This window comes from Glycomyces sp. YM15 (assembly GCF_016918015.1).
In the GTDB taxonomy this organism is placed as follows: domain Bacteria; phylum Actinomycetota; class Actinomycetes; order Mycobacteriales; family Micromonosporaceae; genus Glycomyces.
In genome coordinates, this window is record NZ_JAERMK010000026.1 from 43,915 (window position 1) to 62,612 (window position 18,698).

Here is an 18,698-nt window from a genome sequence, read left to right on the forward strand (position 1 = left end):
GCGCGGTAGGCGAATGGGGTTCGCCTTCACGAATCTAACGTTGACCGGCTCGAACGCCTTCAAGAGGTGAGGTCTCTCACGACGGCGTCGGCGAGGAGGCGACCGCGGAGCGTGAGCTCCAGCCGGTCGTCCACCATGCGGGCGAGCCCGTCGGCGGCGGCGCGTTCGGCCGCTTCCCTGCCTTGGGGGCGAAGCAGCGACAGCGGGAGCCCGCTCGCGAGGCGGGTGCGCAGCAGGATCCGCTCGAGGTACCGGTCGTCCTCGGTGAGCAGTTCATGCCCGGCCGCGGGCAGGCCCTCCGCGAGCGCCGCGCCGTACGTCGAAGGGTGCTTGTGGTTCCACCAGCGCACGCCCGGCAGGTGCGAGTGCGCGCCCGGCCCGGCACCCCACCAGTGCCCGCCCTCCCAGTACAGGAGGTTGTGACGGCATCGCGCTGCTTCGCTTCTGGCCCAGTTCGAGACCTCGTACCAGTGGAATCCGGCCTCGGCGAGCACCGCTTCGGCGGCGAGGTAGCGGTCCGCGGCCACATCGTCGGAGGGCTGCGGCACCTGCCCGGAGCGGATGCGGCGGGCCAGCGCGGTCCCGTCCTCGACGATGAGCGCGTACGCCGAGACGTGGTCGACACCGGCGTCCACGGCCGCCCGCAGGCTGGCCTCGAAATCGGCGGCGGTCTCCCCGGGCGTGCCGTAGATCAGGTCGAGGCTGACATGTTCGAAACCGGCCTTGTGGGCGTACTCGACGGCGTTGAGGGCCTTCTGGGGCGAGTGCTCGCGGTCGAGGATCTTGAGCACGTGCGAGGCGGTGGACTGCATCCCGACGGAGAGGCGGGTGAAGCCGCCGTCGTAGAGCTCGGCGAGGTAGTCGGCGTCGACCGATTCGGGGTTCGCCTCGGTGGTGGCCTCGTAGCCCTCGGCGAGCCCGAAGGAGTCGTCGATCTCCGCGAGGATCGCGGCGAGGTCGGCGGCGGAGAGCAGCGTCGGCGTGCCGCCGCCGAAGAACACGGTGTCCACCTCGGGTGCGCGGCCGTGCGCTGACATCCGTGCGGCGGCGTCGCGGATCTCGGCGCGAACGATCGAGGCGTACGTGTCGCGCGAGACACCGGCCCCCAGTTCAGCGGCGGTGTAGGTGTTGAAGTCGCAGTAGCCACAGCGGGAGACGCAGAACGGTACGTGCACGTAGAAGCCGAACCCGGCTTCGCCGACCGCGGGGTCGGCGGCGGCCGCCGCGATCGAATCGGCGGGCGAATTCGGGTCGGCTACTGGCGAGACGGTGGACACGACCACTACGGTACTGGCGTGGAACGCAATGACGCACCGATCGCCTACCGCGCCCAAGAGGCAGTGGCGACCATTACCCTCAACGCGCCCGAACGGCGCAACGCCCTCTCGATACACCTCATCGCCGAGCTGCGCAGTGCGCTCGCCCGGGCCGTCGCCGACCGCGACGTGCGGGTGATCGTGCTCGACCACGCCGGGCCGGTGTTCTGCGCCGGCGCCGACCTCAAGGAGTCCGTGGCGGCCCACGGCCTCGCGGGGCTCCCGGCCGCGCATTTGGCCGAGGCGCTGGCGGACATCGCGGAGGCGCCGAAGCCGGTCGTGGCGGTGGTGCGCGGGGCCGCGCGCGGCGGCGGGCTCGGGCTGATCGCGGCCGCCGACGTCTCGGTGGCGCGCTTCGACGCCGAGATGGCGTTCAGCGAGGTCCGGCTCGGGGTGGTCCCGGCGGTGATCGGGCCGGTGGTGGCGCGCCGGATCACGCAGGCGCGGATGCGGGAGCTGTTCCTCGTCGGCGGTGGGCTCGTCGTCGACGAGGGGGACGTCTTCGACGCCGAGGAGGCCGCGATGTGGGGTCTGGTCTCGGCGGCGGTCGATGAGGAGCATCTCGATGCGACCGTCCTCGACCTGGTCGGGCGGCTGCGGCTGGGCGGGCCGTCGGCGCAGGCGGGGATCAAGGTGCTCACGGCCACGCCGGATCTGCGCGGCGAGTTGCGGCGGGCGGCTGCCGTGACGGCTGAGTATTTCTTCTCCGAAGAGGGCCGAGAAGGCACCCGTTCGTTCGTTGAGAAGCGTCCTCCTTCTTGGGTAGGCTGATCCGCCGACCGACCTGATCGGAGTCACCGTTGCGCGCAGTCCCGGCTTTGACCTCCTTGTTCCTCCTCGCGAGCCTTGCGGCCTGCACCGACGACGCCCGGGACGCTTTGCGCCCCAGCAAGACCGGCTGCTACTTGGGCAGCGGGGCCGAGGTGCACCTGACGGCCGAGCAGGCGTCGAACGCCGCGACGATCGCGGCGGTGGGCATGCGGGACGGCATGGACGAGCACGCCGTGGCCGTGGCGATCACCACGGCCATGCAGGAGTCCGAGCTCATCAACGTGAACTACGGGCACGACGACTCGCTGGGCCTGTTCCAGCAGCGGCCGAGCATGGGCTGGGGTTCCGAGGAGGAGCTCATGGACCCGGTGTACGCCTCGTTCAAGTTCTACGAGAAGCTCCAGCGCACTGACGGCTGGCGGGACATGCGGCTCGCCGAAGCGGCCCAGGCCGTCCAGATCAGCGCCTACCCGGAGCTGTACGAGCAGTGGGAGAGCGACGCCGAGGTGATCGCCGACGCGTTCGCCGGGGGCGAGGAGGCCGGGCTGGTCTGCGTCTCGGGGAACGCCGTGGATCCGGCGGCCGACCCGGCGCTCCTCGCCGAGGCGTACGAGTACCAGTGGGGCAGCGAAGTATCCGATGTGGATGATTCGCGGATCGTGATCGAGACCGGCGGCGCGGCCGAGGGCTGGAACCGGGCGGCGTGGGCGGTCGCGCGCGCGTACGACCACCGGATCGCGTCCGTCTCGTTCAACGGGCAGGTCTGGACGCCGGGGGAAGCGACCTGGGCGGAACCGGACGCCGAGGTCGACGGCGAGGCACAGGTCGTCGAGGTCGCCGACTCCACGGCCGTGATCATCACCTTCGCCGCGCCCGAATAGTCGCCTTCGGGCGCACCAGTGTTCGGCGCCGGTTCATCGGCGCGACCTGCAGGGGTTCCGGCGCATCCACGCTCGCTTGTTGGGCTGTACGGGTCACAAACCCGCGCAACTCCCCCGAAGCGAGGTCCATATGCGCCTGTCGCGCCGAATCCTGCTCGCCTCATCCGCCGCCGGTGCCGCCGTAGCGGTCCCCGCCACCGGCTGGGCGCAGACGAACACGCACGCCACGCTCCAGAGCGACCCGTTCACCCTCGGCGTCGCCTCCGGCGACCCCGAACCCGACGGCGTGGTCCTCTGGACCCGCCTGGCCGTGGACCCCCTCGCCGAAGACGGCATGGGCGGCATGCCGAACGCCGCGTTCGACGTCAAGTGGGAGGTCGCCCGCGACGAGCGCTTCCGCCACCGCGTCGCGCACGGCCAGGTCCAGACCGCGGCCGAGATCGGCTACAGCGTCCACATCGAGGTCGAGGGCCTGCGACCCGGCCGCGAGTACTACTACCGGTTCAAGACCGGCAAGTGGACCTCCTCCGCCGGCCGCACCGTGACCGCCCCGCCGCGCCACGCGCTCCCCGAGGAGCTGCGGATGGCCTTCGCGTCCTGCTCCCAGTTCGAGCACGGCTACTTCACCGCGTACCGGCACATGGCCGAGTCGCACCCGGACCTGATCCTGCACCTGGGCGACTACCAGTACGAGTACAAGGCCAAGGTGTACAACTCCCCCGACGGGAACGTGCGCGACCACGAAGGGCCCGAGACCGTCTCGCTCGCGACCTACCGCCAGCGCCATGCCCAGTACAAGACCGACCCCGATCTGCAGCTCGCGCACGCGGCCGCGCCGTGGCTGGTGATCTGGGACGACCACGAGACCGAGAACAACTGGGCCGACGAGGTCCCGGAGGCCGGTTCGGACACCCCGGACCCGGTCGACTTCCTGGCCCGGCGGGCCGCCGCGTTCCAGGCGTACTGGGAGAACATGCCGCTGCGGCGCTCCTCGGTGCCCGAGGGCATCGACATGCAGCTGTACCGCCGCGTCCGCTGGGGCCGCCTGGCGAACTTCCACATGATGGACACGCGCCAGTACCGCGACGACCAGGCCTGCGGCGACGGCACGCAGAGCAACTGCGCCGACGCGTGGGACGAGTCGCGCACCATCACCGGTGCCGCGCAGGAGGAATGGCTGATCGACGGCTTCCACGAGTCGCGGGCGCGCTGGGACCTCCTGGGCCAGCAGGTGTTCTTCACGCAGCGCGACTCCAGTGCCGACGACGCGATCCTGCGCACCAGCATGGACGGCTGGGACGGGTACGCGGCCTCGAGGCAGCGCCTCATCGACGGCTGGGTCGAGGCCGGGGTCCGCAACCCGGTGGTGCTCACCGGCGACGTGCACACGCACTGGGCGGGCGAGATCAAGACCGGGTTCCCCGACCTCGACGGCGAGTCCGTCGGCGTGGAGCTGGTCGCGACCTCCATCACCTCGGGCGGCAACGGCGTCGACTCGGTGCCGGAGGACAACACGGCGCTGAAGATCAACCCGCACATCAAGTTCCGCAACGCGCAGCGCGGCTATGTCGAGACCGTCATCAGGCCCGACCGGATGGACGTGGACTTCAAGGTCGTGCCGCAGGTGACGGTGCAGGACGCGCCCGTGTACACGCGCCGGTCGTACACGATCGCCGACCGCGAGCGCGCGCTCCACCGGACCTATGACCGACCGGTCGACACCGGGAACATGACGACGAACACCAGCCCGTTCGCCGGTTCGGACGAGAACGCCGACGACTACCTGAACTAGCGGTGGCGCAGGGCGCCGGGGGCGGCCCGGTCCGCGGCGACGCAGCTCGCCGCGGCCGGGTCGTCCTTTTTCGCCTCCGTGATCATTTCGGGTTCTTTTTCATGGCGTTCGAAATTGCCACGAATTGCCATATCCGCCATTGGTTTGCGCAGGATCGCCGTTCCCCGGAGCGAGCGGCGAAAGGCTACAGTGAGCAGTGAAAGCACGCCCTTCTCTTTTGCCCGGAGCAGCGACCATGACGTATCCGCCGCAACCGCCCGAATCGAATCCGTACGGCGCCGCCCCAGGTGGCGGGCCGGCCGGACCGCCGCCGCAGTACGGGGGCCCGCCGCAGGGACAAGGCGACTTCGCCGCCGAATGGGGAATCAAGGAAAACCCCGGCCGCCCCAAGAAGGTCAACCAGTTCACGCAATTGCTGTGGGTCTACGCGGCCGCGACGGTGCTGGTCTTCGTCTTCTCGCTCATCGCGTCGGCCACCGCGCCTTGGTGGTTCGGCACGGGCTTCCTCGTGGGCGGCGCCGTCTTCGGTCTCATCCTCGGTGCGTTCGCGGTCGCGATCGCCTGGTTCGTCACCAAGGACAAGCTCGGCACGTTCGGCGCCGCCGACCCGCGCGTCCCGCTGTACATCGGGCTCGGCATCCTCGGCTTCTTCTCGCTCGGCGGTTTCTTCGGCGGCTGGGGCCTGGGCTGGTACGCCGCGCTCGGCACGCTCCTCGGCCTGGCCAAGCTCGGCGCGGTCGGCGCCGGCTTCTACCTGCTGTTCCAGCCCGAGGTCGAGCAGTACCTGAAGTCGCGGCCGGGCAACCAGCCGAAGCCCCCGCACCAGGGCCCGCCGCCCGGATACCCGCAGCAGCCGCCGGGACCGCCGCAGGCGCCGCCCCCGGGCTATCCGACGGAGAGGTAAGACAGCGCAACGAGACAGGGGCGGAGCCGTTCGGCTCCGCCCCTGTTCGTCGTTCGTCTAGTCCTCGTCGGTCCGCAGTGCGGCGATGAACGCCTCTTGGGGGACCTCGACGCGGCCGATGTTCTTCATGCGCTTCTTGCCCTCCTTCTGCTTCTCGAGGAGCTTGCGCTTGCGGGAGATGTCGCCGCCGTAGCACTTGGCGAGCACGTCCTTGCGCAGGGCGCGGATGGTCTCGCGGGCGATGATGCGCGAGCCGATCGCGGCCTGGATGGGCACCTCGAACTGCTGGCGCGGGATGAGCTTCTTGAGCCGCTCGGAGAGACGCACGCCGTACGCGTAGGCCTGGTCCTTGTGGACGATCGCGGCGAACGCGTCCACGCGCTCGCCCTGAAGCAGGATGTCGACCTTGACCAGCTCGGACTCCTGGGAGCCCTCGATGTCGTAGTCGAGCGAGGCGTAGCCCTTGGTGCGCGACTTGAGCTGGTCGAAGAAGTCGAAGACGATCTCGGCCAGCGGCAGCGTGTACCGGATCTCGACCCGGTCGGTCGAGAGGTAGTCCATGCCGGTCTGGACGCCGCGCTTGGTCTGGCACAGCTCCATCACGGTCCCGATGTACTCCTTCGGGGCCAGGATGGTGGCCTTGGCGATCGGCTCGGTGATCGAGTGGATCTTGCCCTCGGGGAACTCCGAGGGGTTCGTGACCTCGACCTCCTCGCCGTCCTCCTTGACGACCTGGTAGACCACGTTGGGCGCGGTCGAGATCAGATCGAGGTTGAACTCGCGTTCGAGGCGCTCCTGGATGATCTCCAGGTGCAGCAGGCCGAGGAAGCCGACGCGGAAGCCGAAGCCGAGCGCCGCGGAGGTCTCGGGCTCGTACTGGAGCGCGGCGTCGTTGAGCTGCAGCTTGTCGAGGGCTTCGCGGAGGTTGCCGTAGTCGGAGCCGTCGATCGGGTAGAGCCCGGAGTAGACCATCGGTTTGGCCTCGGTGTAGCCGGGCAGTGCCTGCGTGGCCGGATTCTTGTTGAGGGTGACGGTGTCGCCGACCTTCGACTGGCGCACGTCCTTCACACCGGTGATGAGGTAGCCGACCTCGCCGACGCTCAGTGCCTTGGAGACGACGGGCTCGGGACTGATGACCCCGATCTCGAGGAGCTCGTGGTCGGCGCGGGTCGACATCATGCGGATGCGGTCGCGGGCGTTGAGCTTGCCGTCGATGACGCGGATGTAGGTGACGACGCCGCGGTAGACGTCGTAGACGGAGTCGAAGATCATCGCGCGGGCGGGCGCGTCCGCGTCGCCCACGGGCGGTGGGATCTGCTCGACGACCGCGTCCAGCAGCTCGGCGACGCCGACGCCGGTCTTGCCGGAGACGCGGAAGACGTCCTCGGGCTCGCAGCCGATGAGGTGGGCGATCTCCTCTGCGTACCGGTCGGGGTCGGCCGAGGGGAGGTCGATCTTGTTGAGCACCGGGATGATGGTGAGGTCGTTGCTCATCGCGAGGTAGAGGTTCGCGAGGGTCTGCGCCTCGATGCCCTGCGCGGCGTCGACGAGGAGGATCGCGCCTTCGCAGGCGGCCAGGGAGCGGGAGACCTCGTAGGTGAAGTCGACGTGGCCGGGCGTGTCGATCATGTTGAGCACGAATTCCCGGCCCTCGGCCTCGCCGGAGCGGGCGGTCCAGGGCATGCGGACGGCCTGGGACTTCACGGTGATGCCGCGTTCCCGCTCGATGTCCATCCGGTCGAGGTACTGCGCGCGCATCTGGCGGGCGTCGACGACCTCGGTGATCTGCAGCATGCGGTCGGCCAGCGTGGACTTGCCGTGGTCGATGTGCGCGATGATGCAGAAGTTCCGGATCGACTCCGGAGCGGTCGAGCCTGGCGCGTTGGTCACGGTGGCCTTCCTTGTCGGCGGTACCAATGTATGGCTCGCGAGCTTCGCCAAGCCCGCTTGCGATCCGAACGATGGCGCAGTCGGATGGGGTGGCTAGCCAATTCTGCCTTACCCGCCCGAGTCTCCCCGCACACCCAGGGAGAAAAGGCGCCCCGCTCACGGCGGCGGCCGCCGGCACCTCCCGACCGCCTCCGTGCGGGAACGCGACATCCGCACCGGGGCGGCCGCGAATCGCCGCCCTCAGGGCCACCGTCCGCCCGGAAACAGGTCCGGCGGCCCCGACCCGCGCCATCGCGGGCCGAAGCCGCCGATCGGTCCCGGCTCCCGCCGCTATGCGGCAGCGGCCGAAACGGGCTCCCTCGCCTCCTCGTTCACGCCTTTGACTTTGGCCTGCACGGCACCGATCGTGAAGAGCAGCACACCTGCGACCACCCATGCGGCGAGCGTCCACGCCGCCGCGTCGCCGCCGTTGCCGTCGAAGTACGCCGTCGAGCGCACCAGCGTCCCGCCCGCGCCCGGCGACAGGAACTGGCCGAACGCGCCCCACGGCGCGGGCAGCATTTCGGGAGAGCTCGTCATGCCCGACAGCGGGTTGCCGACGAGCATCACGATGACCGCGCCCAGCACGAACCCGGTCCGGCCCAGCAGCTTCGCCAGGCCGAGGATGCCCCACGCGGTCGCCGCCATCGTGAGCGTCAGCGCCCCGGTGATCGCCCAGAAGTCGCCGTCGATCGATTCGAGCACGTACATCAGGATCGCGGCGACGCCCGCGCCCACGGCCGGCGGCGCGAGGACCGCGGCCAGTGCCTGGCGGCCCGAGCCGCGCACGTTGAACGCGATGAGCGCGGCGATCACGATGCCGCCCATGGCCATCGGGAAGGCCGAAGCGGCGAGTCCGGCGCCGTTCGGGTCGTCGGCGGGCAGCGGCACGAGGTCCTGGGCGTTGACCTGGACGCTGCCGGGCTGCCCGGCGGCCTGGCTCATCTGCGCCGCGATCTGGTCGGCGATCCCGGTCACGAGCCGAGCCACCGTGGGCGAGGCGGCCGAGGCGGTGTAGAGGTCCACCGAACCGGGGGCGATCGCGAGGGCCGCGTAGACCTCGCGTTCCTCGATGAGGGTCTCGGCCTCCGCGGCGTCGGCGACCGCGGTGACGTCGAACCCGTCGGGCTGGGCGTCGTCGAGCTGCGACTGGACCTGGGCGACGGCCTCGTCGGGGCCGATGACGGCGATCGGGACCTCGTTGGGTCCCATGTCGGCCGAGGGCCAGGTGAACGCGAGCGTGAGGACGCCGACGATGAGTGCGAGTCCGGCGCTGATCGCGATCACCCTGCCGATCGGCGTGGGCTTGGGGGTGCTTTCCATGACGGTTTCCAATCATCCGCAAGATACGGACCGTATCTTGTTAGACTCAAGCTAACATAAGAAACGGCAAGTATCTAGAGGAGGTCGGGTTGGAGCGCAAGGTGGCGTCCAGACGTCGCGGCAGAGAACTCGAGCAGGCGATTCTCGATGCCGCGTTCGAGGAGTTCCGCGAGGCCGGCTATGCGGGATTCACGATGGAGGGCGTCGCGAGACGAGCCGGAACCAGCAAACCGGTCGTGTATCGCCGCTGGTCGAGCCGGATGGAGATCCTGGTCGCGTGCATCGCGAACCGGCTTCCGCAAGCCGAGACGGTGCCCGACACCGCGTCGCTGCGCGGCGACACCGTTGCGTTGATCACGTTGGCGCACCGGCGGATGCAAATGGTCGGCCAGACCGCGATGCTCGGCATGCTCACCGATGTCAGCGCCGACCCCGAAGCCCGCGAACTCCTGCTCGGCAGACTCGTGAACGAGCTCACCAACCTCCTGGAGCGAGCGGTCTACGCCCGCGCCGTCGAACGCGGCGAGCTCGAATGGGAGCACCTCACCGAGCGCCTGCGGCGCCTCCCGATCGACTTGGTGCGCAACGAGTTCATCATCTTCGGGGCCGTATCCGCCGAGACGGTCGAGAGCATCGTCGACGAGGTGGTCCTGCCCGCGCTCAGAGCCCGCGGCGCCTCCGTCTGAGCACTCGCGACCGGGAACCGCGCAGGAGCGATGCGCACGCGAAGCCGTGCCCGCGTCCCGTCCTCGGGTATCGCGGGTTACAGCCGGGCACCGGCGTTCATACGATGCCCGCGACCTCGTGTAACCTGGTTCGCGGTCATGCTCCCAGGGCGTGTGCGATGCTCGGCTCCTGGTAACGTTGACAGGCGCTCGGAGTGCCCTCTGCCTCCGACGCGATCAATTAAGGAACCAAGCAATCACGAAACTGAGGCTTCACGCGTGGCGAACATCAAGTCCAAAGAAAAGCGCATTCTGACGAACGAGAAGCGCCGGATGCGCAACAAGGCAGTGAAGTCGTCGCTGAAGACGTCCGTCCGGAAGTTCCGTGAGGCGTCTGCCACCGGCGACGTCGCCGCCGCTGAGACCCACCTGCGCGCCGCCAGCCGCGAGCTGGACAAGGCTGCCACCAAGGGTGTCATCCACAAGAACCAGGCCGCCCAGCGCAAGTCCAAGCTGGCCGCGTCCTTCAACAAGCTCTCCGCCGCCGCCTAAACGCGAGCGAACGAGCAGCGACACAGCTTCAGAAGGCCCGGGGGTGCACGCCCCCGGGCCTTCAGCGTCTCCAGCGGTCGCCACGACCCGGACACGGGCACCCGAGCGCCGTCACCTCCACCGGGCACCGTTCGGGCCGCCGGCCCCTCCCGGCCCCGAACACGGTCGGCGTGCCCGCCGATCAGCCGTGCCGCTCCAGCGACCCCGCGATCACGTCGTTGAGCTTCACCATGCCCGCCACCGCGAGCGGCAGCACCGGCACCACCCACCACGTCACCAGCTCGGTCAGCGCCATGAGCACCGCCAGCGCGATCGAGCCCTCGAACAGCACGACGCACCAGAGGTTCGACAGGTACAGGTGCTTCAGATGCAGCACCCGCGCATACCAGGGCCGACGCGGCCTCGCCACTCGTCCGTGACGGTACTCAGACACGATTGCCCTTCCCCGCGGCGCTCAATCGGGTGATCTCCAAGATCGCGTGCTCGAGCGCCCAGCCCCGGTCATCGGCACCGCCCTTGACCTCGCCGTTCAGTCGCGCGCACACCCGCATCGCCTCGGCGAGCGCGTCCGCGGTCCAGTTGCGGGCCTGCTTGCGCGCCTTCTCGATCTGCCACGGCGCCATGCCGAGCTGACCGGCGAGCTGCCCCGCCCCGCCCCGTTCGGCGGCGACGCGGGAGAGGTTGCGCACGGCCATCGCCAGCGCGTCGGCGATCGGCACCGCGTCGACCCCGACCTGCATGGCCCAGCGCAGCGCGCCGAGCGCCTCCGCGGTGTCCCCTGCGATCGTCGCGTCGGCGACGGTGAAGCCGGAGACCTCGGCGCGGCCGGAGTAGTACTGGGCCACGCTCTCCTGCGTGATCTTGCCGTCGGTGTCCGCGACGAGCTGCGCGCACGCCGAAGCGAGCTCGCGCAGGTCGGAGCCGACGGCCTGAATGATCGTGTCGGCGATCTCCGCCGAAGCCGACCGCGGCGAGGCCCCGGCGTCGCGCAGTTCACCGCGCACGAAGGCCACCCGGTCGGGCTGCCGCTTGATCTTGGAGACGCGCACCACCTCGACGTCGAGCTTCTTCAAGCCCTCGGCGAGTCCTTTGCCCTTGTTGCCGCCGTTGTGGCACACCGCGAGGTAGATCCCGGGCGCGGGCTGCTTGGCGAAGGCGAGCACGGCGGCGGCGAGGCCCTTGTCGATGTCCTGGCCCGACTCGATGATGCCGACGACCGCGCCACCGAACAGGGTCGGACTGGTCAGCTCCGCGAAGGCGCCCGCGGTGAGGTCGCCGCCGTCGATGCGGTTGACGGCGGGCGCGGGCTCCCCTTCCGGGAGCTCGGCGCGCACCGCCTTCACGAAGTCGGCGGCGGCCCGCTCGGCGAGGAATTCGTCGTCGCCTTGGATCAGGCGGATGGGTTCGAGTGCAGCCACCGGACCATCCTCCCATGCCTCCCGCGGACCCACGGGTTTCGACCGGGCCATCGTCTCCCGCGCAACCCCCCTGCCATGCCCGACCGTGCCGATCCGCACCGGGACGTCCGCCGCCCATTCACCCGAAAGGTGACCCATCGGGCACGCTCGGTAGGGCCCGATGCCGCCCCGCCCCGTCCCGCCGACTTCATCCCGGTCTCAATCCGCCGTCGTCACCTCGAACGCGTCGCCGTTGCGCACCACCGTGATCCGGCCCGACTCGTCCGTCCGGAACACCAGCGCCCCGCGCTCCTCGAGCACACCGAGCGCCCCCGGATCGGGATGCCCGTACTCATTTCCGGCCCCCACTCCGACAAGCGCGACCGCCGGATCGGCGGTCTCCAGGAACTCCCGGACCTGGAACGAGGACCCGTGATGCGGCATCTTCAACACGTCCACGCCGAGCACCGCCCCGCTGCCCAGCAGGGCGCGCTGGCCTTCGACCTCGACATCGCCGGTCAGCAGCACGCTCGTCCCCGCCACGTCCGCCCGCACCGCCACCGAGTTGTTGTTCGGGTCCGACCGCGTGCCGCTCAGCAGCTCCGCAGGCGGCCCCAGCACCTCCAACCGCGTCGCCCCGAACTCGAACGCCTGTCCCGGCACGGCCTCCAGCACCGGCACCGCGCCGGCCCGCTCCTCGACCAACTCGTACCCGTACCGGGCCTCCCCGGGCGGCGGCGCGAGGATCGCGTCGACCTCGCGGCCCTCCACCACACCGCCGATTCCGGCCGTGTGGTCGATGTGGAAGTGCGACAGCACGAGCAGCGCGATCCGGTCCGCCTTCAGCTCGTCCAGGCACGCGTCGACCGACGCGGGATCGGGCCCGACATCGACGACCACCACGGCATCGCCCGCGGGCAGGACGAGCGCATCGCCTTGCCCCACATCGCACATCGTGATCACCCAGCCCGAAGGCGGACCGCCGCGGGTCAGACAGGCCGGGACCGTCCCCAACCCCGCGGCAAGGAGGACCGCCAAGACCGGGACGCGCAGGCGGCGGCGCTGCAGCAGCACGATCAGCACCGCCAGCGCCGCGGCCGAGCCCAGGCCCCACCGCACGCCACCGGGCAACGGCAGCAGCGCCCCCGGCACCTCCGCGCCGTTGCGCGCCAACCAGATCAGCCACCGCGCCGGGACAGCCGCCAGCTGCGCCGCCACTTCGCCGGCCGGAAGCCACGCGGCCGCCACCGCGGCAGCGCCCACCGAAAGCACCACGACCGGCGCGGCCACCAAGGCCGCCAGCACGTTCACCGGCACCGACACCAGGCTCACCCCGCTGCCGAGCCCGACGAGCAGCGGTGTGACCGCCGCCTGTGTCGCCAGCGGGATCGTGACCGCCAACGCGACCGGCTGCGGCCAGCCGCGGTGCTCGAGCGGCCTCGCCCAACGGAACGCCAAGAGCAGCAACCCGACACAGGCCGCCACCGAAAGCGCGAACCCCGCCTGCGCGGCCATGTCCGGGTCGGCCAGGACCACGACCAGGACCGCCGTGGCCAATCCCGGCATGGCCGCGCGAGGCCGACCGGCGGCCAGCGCCAGCAGTGACATCCCCGCCATCACCGCCGCCCGAAGCACGCTCGGCTGCGGACCGGCCACCACCACGATCGCGGCGATCGCGATCGCGCCGGAGGTCACCAGGCCGCGCGGACCGGCCCTGCACGCCAGGGCCACCGCCAGGACCGCGCCGACCACCAGGCTCAAGTGGTATCCGGAGACCACCACGAGGTGCACGAGTCCGGTCGTCCGGAAATCGGCGGCGAGTTCGGGATCCATCATGGATGCGTCGCCGACCGCGAGCGCGGGAATCAGGCCCGCTTCCGGTTGCGGCACCGCCGCAACGGCACTCACCAGTCGTTCACGCACATGCGCGGCGACCTGGTTCGGGAGCGACAGTTCCCCGACCGGTTCCGGAGGCCCGCGGGCGCTGACGATCGCCGCCGTCAACCGTCCTCCATCGGCCTCCCGCAGCACAGCGGGTGCGGTGAGCCGCTGTCCGGCGTCGACCTCGCTCCACTCGTCCCCGCTGGCGACCAGCAGCACCTGCCAATGCCCTTCGAGCGCTACGTCGTCGGTGTGGAAGGCATGCAGTCGCGCGGTCGCGGTGACGAGCTCCGGGCGCCGGTTCGAGGGTTTGGGCGCGGTACGCAGCACCAATTCCGCTTCGCCGTGTGCTTCGGCGGCGGTCACCGCCGCGAGCCCTGGATGGTCCCGCACGGCGACGTGCACGGTCGTGACGCCCGCGCCGAGCAGCCCGCCGAAGGCGACCGTCGCCGCGGCCGCCGGGAAGCCGCGCCTCCACTTGCGCCCGAAGGCCGCGACGACCCCGCAACCGGCGGCGACCAGCAACCCGCTCACCACGTTCCCGTACAAGCCGGCGAGCGTTGCCGCCCATACCCCGGCCGCAGCGAGCGGCAGCCGCCAGTCCCGCCGGACGACCTCCGACGGCGCCGGCCGCAGCACGAACTCGTGACTCAAGACGCCCGACTTTCCCGCGGCTGCCCGCGCAACCCGTAAGTTCGCGTCATAGCGTCACCTGGTCGCGCAGCTGCTCGAGCAGCGCCGTGCCGATTCCGGAGACCTCCGAGAGTTCATCGAGCGATCCGAAGCTCCCGTTGGCGTCGCGGTACTCGATGATCCGCTCGGCGAGTACCGGACCGATGCCCTTGAGCGCGTCCAGCTCCGCGGCACTCGCCACGTTGACGTTCACCAGGCCGCCGGAGCTCGCGCCTTCCGTGTCGCCTGGGGCGGCCGCACCCGAGGCCGTGGCGTCGGGAACGGCGACGAGATCGCCGTCGGCGACGACGCGGGCGAGGTTCAGGAATCCGGGATCGGCGCCGTCGGCCAGCCCGCCTGCGGCCTCGATCGCATCGGCGACGCGCGACCCGGCCTCCAGTTCGACGATCCCGGGTTCCTTGACCGCACCGGCGACCGAGACGATGATCGTCTTCGGATCGGCCGCCGTCGCTTCCACGGGCGCGGCGGGCGCCGTCGCGGTGGGCTCGGCGTCGGGCCAGGACAAGAGCGTCACAGACAGGCCGACCGCAGCGACCAGGAGCGCGACGGTCACCAGGACCCAGCGGTTGAGATGCGAGAGGCCGAGGCGGTGCTGAAGGCGTTCGAGGTGCTCGTCGAAACGGCGGACGGGAGGCGGTTTGAGGACCGGTTCAGGTTCGGGTTCACCGGAATCGGCGTCGACGGTCTCCTTGCAGACCCCGGGTTCGTCGACGGAGTCGTTGAGCCGCATTCGAAGTCTCGCGGCGAGAGCGGCGGAATCAGGTGGCAGTTCGCGTTCCATACCCGGCTCAACGAGCGGAGGACACGGCCGTCACTGCGATCTTTTCGGCCTGTGGATAAACGGAATCACCCCTGTGGATAACCCCGACAAGTGTGGACGGATCCCCAGCGAGACGCCATAATGCGTGCGTCCACGCCCGACGAACTGTCGCACCGCTGTGGGAGTGTGGTCTTTTTTCGGTTGGTCGGAGGCGGATGCGGGCGGGAAGGGGCATGCCCTACGGCCACCCGGCCATACACTCCGACACACCCGACCCCGGGGGGTCGCTCCGCGAACATCCGAACTCCGAACCCGCTGAATGAAGAGTCAGCTGATCTGCCATTCGATCCGCCGCTCAGGGCAGTCGCCTCGTGATCACGCCGACCAGGCCCGGGCCGCAATGCGCCCCGATCGCCGCACCGACTTCCGTCACGTCCATGCGCCGCAACCGGCCTTCGAACCGCTCCCCGAGCCAGCCCGCCAACGCCTCCGCCCGGCGCTCCGCACCCAAGTGGTGCACCGTCATCTCGACCTCCGCCTCGCCGGCGCCGGCCACCGCGAGCGCCGCCAGTCGCTGCAGCCCGCGCGTCGGCGTGCGCACCTTCTCCACCACGTCGATGCGCCCGTCCTCGACGCCCAAGATCGGCTTCACCGACAACGCCGTTCCCACGATCGCCCGAGCGGCACTGATCCGCCCGCCGCGCCGCAGGTACTCCAACGTGTCGAGGTAGAAATACGTCGAGGTCCGCCCGATCACCGACTGCGCCGCAGCAGCAGCCCCCAGCAACTCGGCACCGTGCTCCGCCGCATCGACCGCCGCGAGCGCCGGATACCCGACCCCCATGCCCGCACCGAGCGAATCGACCACCGCCACCCGCCCGCCGAAGCCCGCCGCCGCGGCCTCAGCCGCCGCCACCGTCCCCGACAACCGCCCGGACAGGTGCACCGAGACGATCCCGCTCGCGCCCTCGTCCAGCAGCCGCTTGTACGTCGCCCGCAGCTCTTCCGGAGGCAGACCCGATGTGGTCACCTCACGGCCTTCCCGCATCGCGCGCAGGATCACCTCGCCGTCGATGTCCTCGCCTTCGCGGTGCTCGACGCCGTCGATCAGCACCGGAATGCCGAGCACCGTCAAGCCGCTGCGCGCAGTGCGCAGCGGCTCAGGCAAAGCCGAAGTGGAATCGGTAACGACGACGACGGTCACGCGGCCACACTACCTAATCCGAGGACTGGGCGACCTCCACCACGAACGGGGTCCCCTGCTGGCACGTCGACATCATGCCGTCGTCGACCTTCCCCTGCAACGTGACCGTGGCGCCCGCGTACACGACCGACGAGTCGTAGTCCCCGAAGATCCCGTACACGGTCCCGTCGTGCTCCAGCACCAGGCAGCCGGCCTCGACGCCGGCTTCCACGGTGCCGCTGATGGTCATCGAGGAACCGGGCTTGGAGGAGTCGCCGAGCGACGGATCGAGATAGGGGGTGGTCTCATCTGGCACGGGGCTCTCCTCGGTCGTTTCGGGCGCGCTGCTCGGCTCCGCCGAGGTCGCGGGCGTAGTGGTCTCACCGTCGGTACCGCCGTCGCCCGCGCCGCAAGCGGCGAGCACGGCGACCATGAGCGCACCGATGAAAGCGCCGACGAGCGGGCCGGTCAGGCCCGTGCTCAGTCGAACGCGCGAAGTCTGCGTATTCATGCCGGTTTGACGCCTCCGAGCCCGGCGCGGTTGCACCTCGACCGAAGCCTACGACGCGAATGCGAAACCGGTCCAGGGTTCCGGGGGGCCCGGCGCCGCCGTCAACGGGCTGCCTGCTGGCCTCTCGCAAGCGGGCTCCGCCCGATCGTGTGCGGAGCGGGCACGCCCAGGTTGTAGCCGAACAGGCGCCACTTGCCCGAACGCATCCGTCGCAGCTCAGCCCAGTGCGCGTTGTCCATCCCCGAAAGGCTGCTCGCCGCCGCCTCGTCGAAACCGAGGACCCCGCCGACGATCTGCCGCGCCGAACCGCCATGGCAGACCACGATCGTGGTCCCCTCGAGCTCCGACTCGACGATGTCCCGCACTGCATCGCCGGTGCGGCGATGCAGTTCCCCCCACGTCTCGATGTCGGGGTGCTGCAGCGGCTCCTGCGCGCGCCAACGCCGGTGCTCCTCGGGGAACTGCTCGGCGATCTCCCGCTGCGTCAGGCCCTCCCAGGGGCCGTAAGCACGTTCACGCAGCCGCTTGTCCAACAGGATCTCGATACCGGTGAGCTCCGCGATCGGCCGGGCGGTGTCCACCGCCCGCCGCAGATCCGAGGAGATGATCCGGTTCGGCTCGTACGCGGCCAGCTCCGGAGCGGCCTCGGCCGCCTGCGCGACTCCGTCCGCGTCCAGGTCGATGTCGGTTGAGCCCTGAATGCGGCCGGCGAGATTCCACTCGGTCTGCCCGTGTCGGACGACAAGCAGCCGGTTCACTCCCCGGCCTCGCCGTCGCCCTCGGCGGCCTCGGCGCGGCGGGCCCGCTCCGCGTCCGTCTCGTCGACGAACTCGATCTCCGGGCAGTCCTTCCAGAGACCGTCGAGACCGTAGTAGTCGCGGGCCTCCTTGTGGAAGACGTGCACCACGATCTCGTTGTAGTCCAGCAGCACCCACTGCTCGCCGCCTTTGCCTTCACGGCGCAGCGGACGGGTGTCGTGCTCCTTGATGAGCTTCTCCTCGACCGCGTCGACGACCGCGTGGACCTGCCGCTCGTTCGAGGCCGAAACGATCACGAAGACGTCCGTGAGGGCGATCTTCGAGGTGACGTCCCGAAGGTTGATGGCGAAGGCCTTCTTGTCAGCCGCCGCCTGGGCTGCAGAAAAGGCCAGGGTCTTGGCGGTTTCACTTGCGGTCACGAACGCTCCTGAGATTGGGTTCCCACCGGCGCTCGCCGGTGCTGCTCTAGTCTTACACGCGGGGTACGACGACGACTTCCCTGTTTCACGCCAGTCGCTGTGCGAAGCGTCCCAACGGTCAACCGCGGTAAAGCCCGTGCTCCTGCACGTATGCCGCGACCGAGTCGGTCACGAGATACCGGATCGGCTGCCCGTCGCGCACGCGCTGGCGGCATTCGGTCGACGAGAGGTCCACTGCGGGCATGTCGATGAACTCGACCTGGGCCCCGAACGACGTGTCGACCTCTCGACGTGAGTGCCCCGGACGGTTCAACGCGACGAACTTCACTGCCCTGCAAAGCTCCTCGACCCGATGCCAGGTGTGGAGGTTCTCCAACGAGTCGGCGCCGATGATGAAGTGCAGGTCCACTTCATCGTCGTACTCCGCCCGCACGTCCGCCACAGTGTCCACCGCGTACGTGGCACCTTCACGATCGATGTCGCAGGTGCTGACCCGAAACTGCGGGTCGGACTCGACCGCCGAACGCGTCATCGCAAGCCGCGCAGCGGCATCGGTGACCTTGAGATGATGCTTCTGCCAGGGATCGCCGGTGGGGACGAACACCACTTCATCGAGCGCACAACGGAACGCCGCCTCGCTGGCAGCCACGAGGTGCCCCAGATGAGGAGGATCGAAAGTCCCCCCGAAAACTCCGATGCGACGAATCACAGCCGAATCCTATCGCGCCCACTCGATTCAGAGGCACGCAAAAAGGGCTCCACTGATCGAGTGGAGCCCTGCGAAGCAGAAGACAGAAAAGGCCCGACGCTTATGCGTCGGGCCTTTCCCAATGTTCAATGTTTGGCGGTGTCCTGCTCTCCCACACCCTCTCGAGTGCAGTACCATCGGCGCTGGAAGCCGTAACGACCGGGTTCGGAATGGGACCGGGTGTGTCACTTCCGCTCTCACCACCAAACAAACCC

19 protein-coding genes and 1 rRNA gene are annotated in these 18,698 nt (G+C 69.8%); 6 read left to right on the top strand and 14 right to left on the bottom strand.

Features of this window, described 5'->3' with window-relative positions:
- Nucleotides 1–59: 59 nt before the first annotated feature.
- Entirely contained in the window at nt 60–1,283 is a 1,224-nt protein-coding gene (hemW, locus tag JHY01_RS22790) for a radical SAM family heme chaperone HemW (RefSeq protein ID WP_374199578.1), read from the bottom strand.
- Between the two features lie 12 nt (nt 1,284–1,295).
- Between hemW and JHY01_RS22795 the strand changes: the two genes are divergently transcribed.
- The 3 genes from JHY01_RS22795 (at nt 1,296) to JHY01_RS22805 (ending at nt 4,760) form a co-directional block, all read left to right on the top strand.
- Nucleotides 1,296–2,087, top strand: coding sequence for an enoyl-CoA hydratase/isomerase family protein (locus JHY01_RS22795; protein ID WP_205328002.1), 792 nt, complete (start codon nt 1,296–1,298; stop codon nt 2,085–2,087).
- A 47-nt stretch (nt 2,088–2,134) separates the two neighbouring features.
- Nucleotides 2,135–2,968 carry a hypothetical protein gene (locus JHY01_RS22800; RefSeq protein WP_205328003.1) on the top strand — a complete coding sequence of 278 codons (834 nt, stop codon included), beginning with the start codon at nt 2,135–2,137 and terminating at the stop codon, nt 2,966–2,968.
- Between the two features lie 130 nt (nt 2,969–3,098).
- Nucleotides 3,099–4,760, top strand: coding sequence for an alkaline phosphatase (locus JHY01_RS22805; RefSeq protein ID WP_205328004.1), 1,662 nt, complete (start codon nt 3,099–3,101; stop codon nt 4,758–4,760).
- Here JHY01_RS22805 and JHY01_RS22810 read toward each other — a convergent pair.
- Complete coding sequence (locus JHY01_RS22810; RefSeq protein WP_205328005.1) at nt 4,757–4,966, bottom strand: hypothetical protein; 210 nt, start codon at nt 4,964–4,966, stop codon at nt 4,757–4,759. The two genes, JHY01_RS22805 and JHY01_RS22810, sit on opposite strands and share 4 nt — an antisense overlap.
- 29 nt (nt 4,967–4,995) lie before the next feature.
- On the opposite strand from JHY01_RS22810, the gene JHY01_RS22815 reads away from it, so the two are divergent.
- Complete coding sequence (locus JHY01_RS22815) at nt 4,996–5,664, top strand: hypothetical protein (protein WP_205328006.1); 669 nt, start codon at nt 4,996–4,998, stop codon at nt 5,662–5,664.
- 57 nt (nt 5,665–5,721) lie between these two features.
- Here JHY01_RS22815 and lepA read toward each other — a convergent pair whose 3' ends face one another.
- The gene (lepA, locus tag JHY01_RS22820) at nt 5,722–7,581 is read right to left on the bottom strand and encodes a translation elongation factor 4 (RefSeq protein WP_275889881.1); all 1,860 of its coding nucleotides are present in this window, start codon (nt 7,579–7,581) and stop codon (nt 5,722–5,724) included.
- Between the two features lie 303 nt (nt 7,582–7,884).
- On the bottom strand, nt 7,885–8,916 hold the full coding sequence (locus JHY01_RS22825) for a hypothetical protein (RefSeq protein ID WP_205328008.1): 1,032 nt from the start codon (nt 8,914–8,916) through the stop codon (nt 7,885–7,887).
- 101 nt (nt 8,917–9,017) lie between these two features.
- On the opposite strand from JHY01_RS22825, the gene JHY01_RS22830 reads away from it, so the two are divergent.
- On the top strand, nt 9,018–9,602 hold the full coding sequence (locus JHY01_RS22830) for a TetR/AcrR family transcriptional regulator (RefSeq protein WP_205328009.1): 585 nt from the start codon (nt 9,018–9,020) through the stop codon (nt 9,600–9,602).
- Nucleotides 9,603–9,860: 258 nt separating this feature from the next.
- Nucleotides 9,861–10,133: a 30S ribosomal protein S20 gene (gene rpsT / locus JHY01_RS27505; protein ID WP_205328010.1), complete on the top strand. Its 273-nt coding sequence runs from the start codon at nt 9,861–9,863 to the stop codon at nt 10,131–10,133.
- Between the two features lie 181 nt (nt 10,134–10,314).
- Here rpsT and JHY01_RS22840 read toward each other — a convergent pair whose 3' ends face one another.
- The 10 genes from JHY01_RS22840 to rrf form a co-directional block, all read right to left on the bottom strand.
- On the bottom strand, nt 10,315–10,566 hold the full coding sequence (locus JHY01_RS22840; RefSeq protein WP_205328011.1) for a hypothetical protein: 252 nt from the start codon (nt 10,564–10,566) through the stop codon (nt 10,315–10,317).
- On the bottom strand, nt 10,559–11,602 hold the full coding sequence (gene holA / locus JHY01_RS22845) for a DNA polymerase III subunit delta (protein ID WP_374199580.1): 1,044 nt from the start codon (nt 11,600–11,602) through the stop codon (nt 10,559–10,561). Before holA ends, JHY01_RS22840 begins: the two co-directional genes overlap by 8 nt.
- A gap of 147 nt (nt 11,603–11,749) precedes the next feature.
- Nucleotides 11,750–14,065 carry a ComEC/Rec2 family competence protein gene (locus tag JHY01_RS22850; RefSeq protein WP_205328013.1) on the bottom strand — a complete coding sequence of 772 codons (2,316 nt, stop codon included), beginning with the start codon at nt 14,063–14,065 and terminating at the stop codon, nt 11,750–11,752.
- 46 nt (nt 14,066–14,111) lie between these two features.
- Nucleotides 14,112–14,834, bottom strand: coding sequence for a helix-hairpin-helix domain-containing protein (locus tag JHY01_RS22855; RefSeq protein ID WP_205328014.1), 723 nt, complete (start codon nt 14,832–14,834; stop codon nt 14,112–14,114).
- A gap of 385 nt (nt 14,835–15,219) precedes the next feature.
- The gene (locus JHY01_RS22860; RefSeq protein WP_205328015.1) at nt 15,220–16,068 is read right to left on the bottom strand and encodes a DegV family protein; all 849 of its coding nucleotides are present in this window, start codon (nt 16,066–16,068) and stop codon (nt 15,220–15,222) included.
- Nucleotides 16,069–16,081: 13 nt separating this feature from the next.
- Nucleotides 16,082–16,558 carry a hypothetical protein gene (locus tag JHY01_RS22865; RefSeq protein ID WP_205328016.1) on the bottom strand — a complete coding sequence of 159 codons (477 nt, stop codon included), beginning with the start codon at nt 16,556–16,558 and terminating at the stop codon, nt 16,082–16,084.
- 101 nt (nt 16,559–16,659) lie between these two features.
- Nucleotides 16,660–17,316, bottom strand: coding sequence for a histidine phosphatase family protein (locus tag JHY01_RS22870; protein WP_205328017.1), 657 nt, complete (start codon nt 17,314–17,316; stop codon nt 16,660–16,662).
- A complete protein-coding gene (gene rsfS / locus JHY01_RS22875; protein WP_205328018.1) occupies nt 17,313–17,735 on the bottom strand; it encodes a ribosome silencing factor in 423 nt (140 codons plus the stop codon). The genes JHY01_RS22870 and rsfS overlap by 4 nt, the downstream gene beginning before the upstream one ends.
- A 118-nt stretch (nt 17,736–17,853) precedes the next feature.
- A complete protein-coding gene (gene nadD / locus JHY01_RS22880) occupies nt 17,854–18,444 on the bottom strand; it encodes a nicotinate-nucleotide adenylyltransferase (protein WP_205328019.1) in 591 nt (196 codons plus the stop codon).
- Between the two features lie 130 nt (nt 18,445–18,574).
- Nucleotides 18,575–18,691: ribosomal RNA gene (rrf, locus tag JHY01_RS22885) — 5S ribosomal RNA — on the bottom strand.
- Nucleotides 18,692–18,698 lie beyond the last annotated feature (7 nt).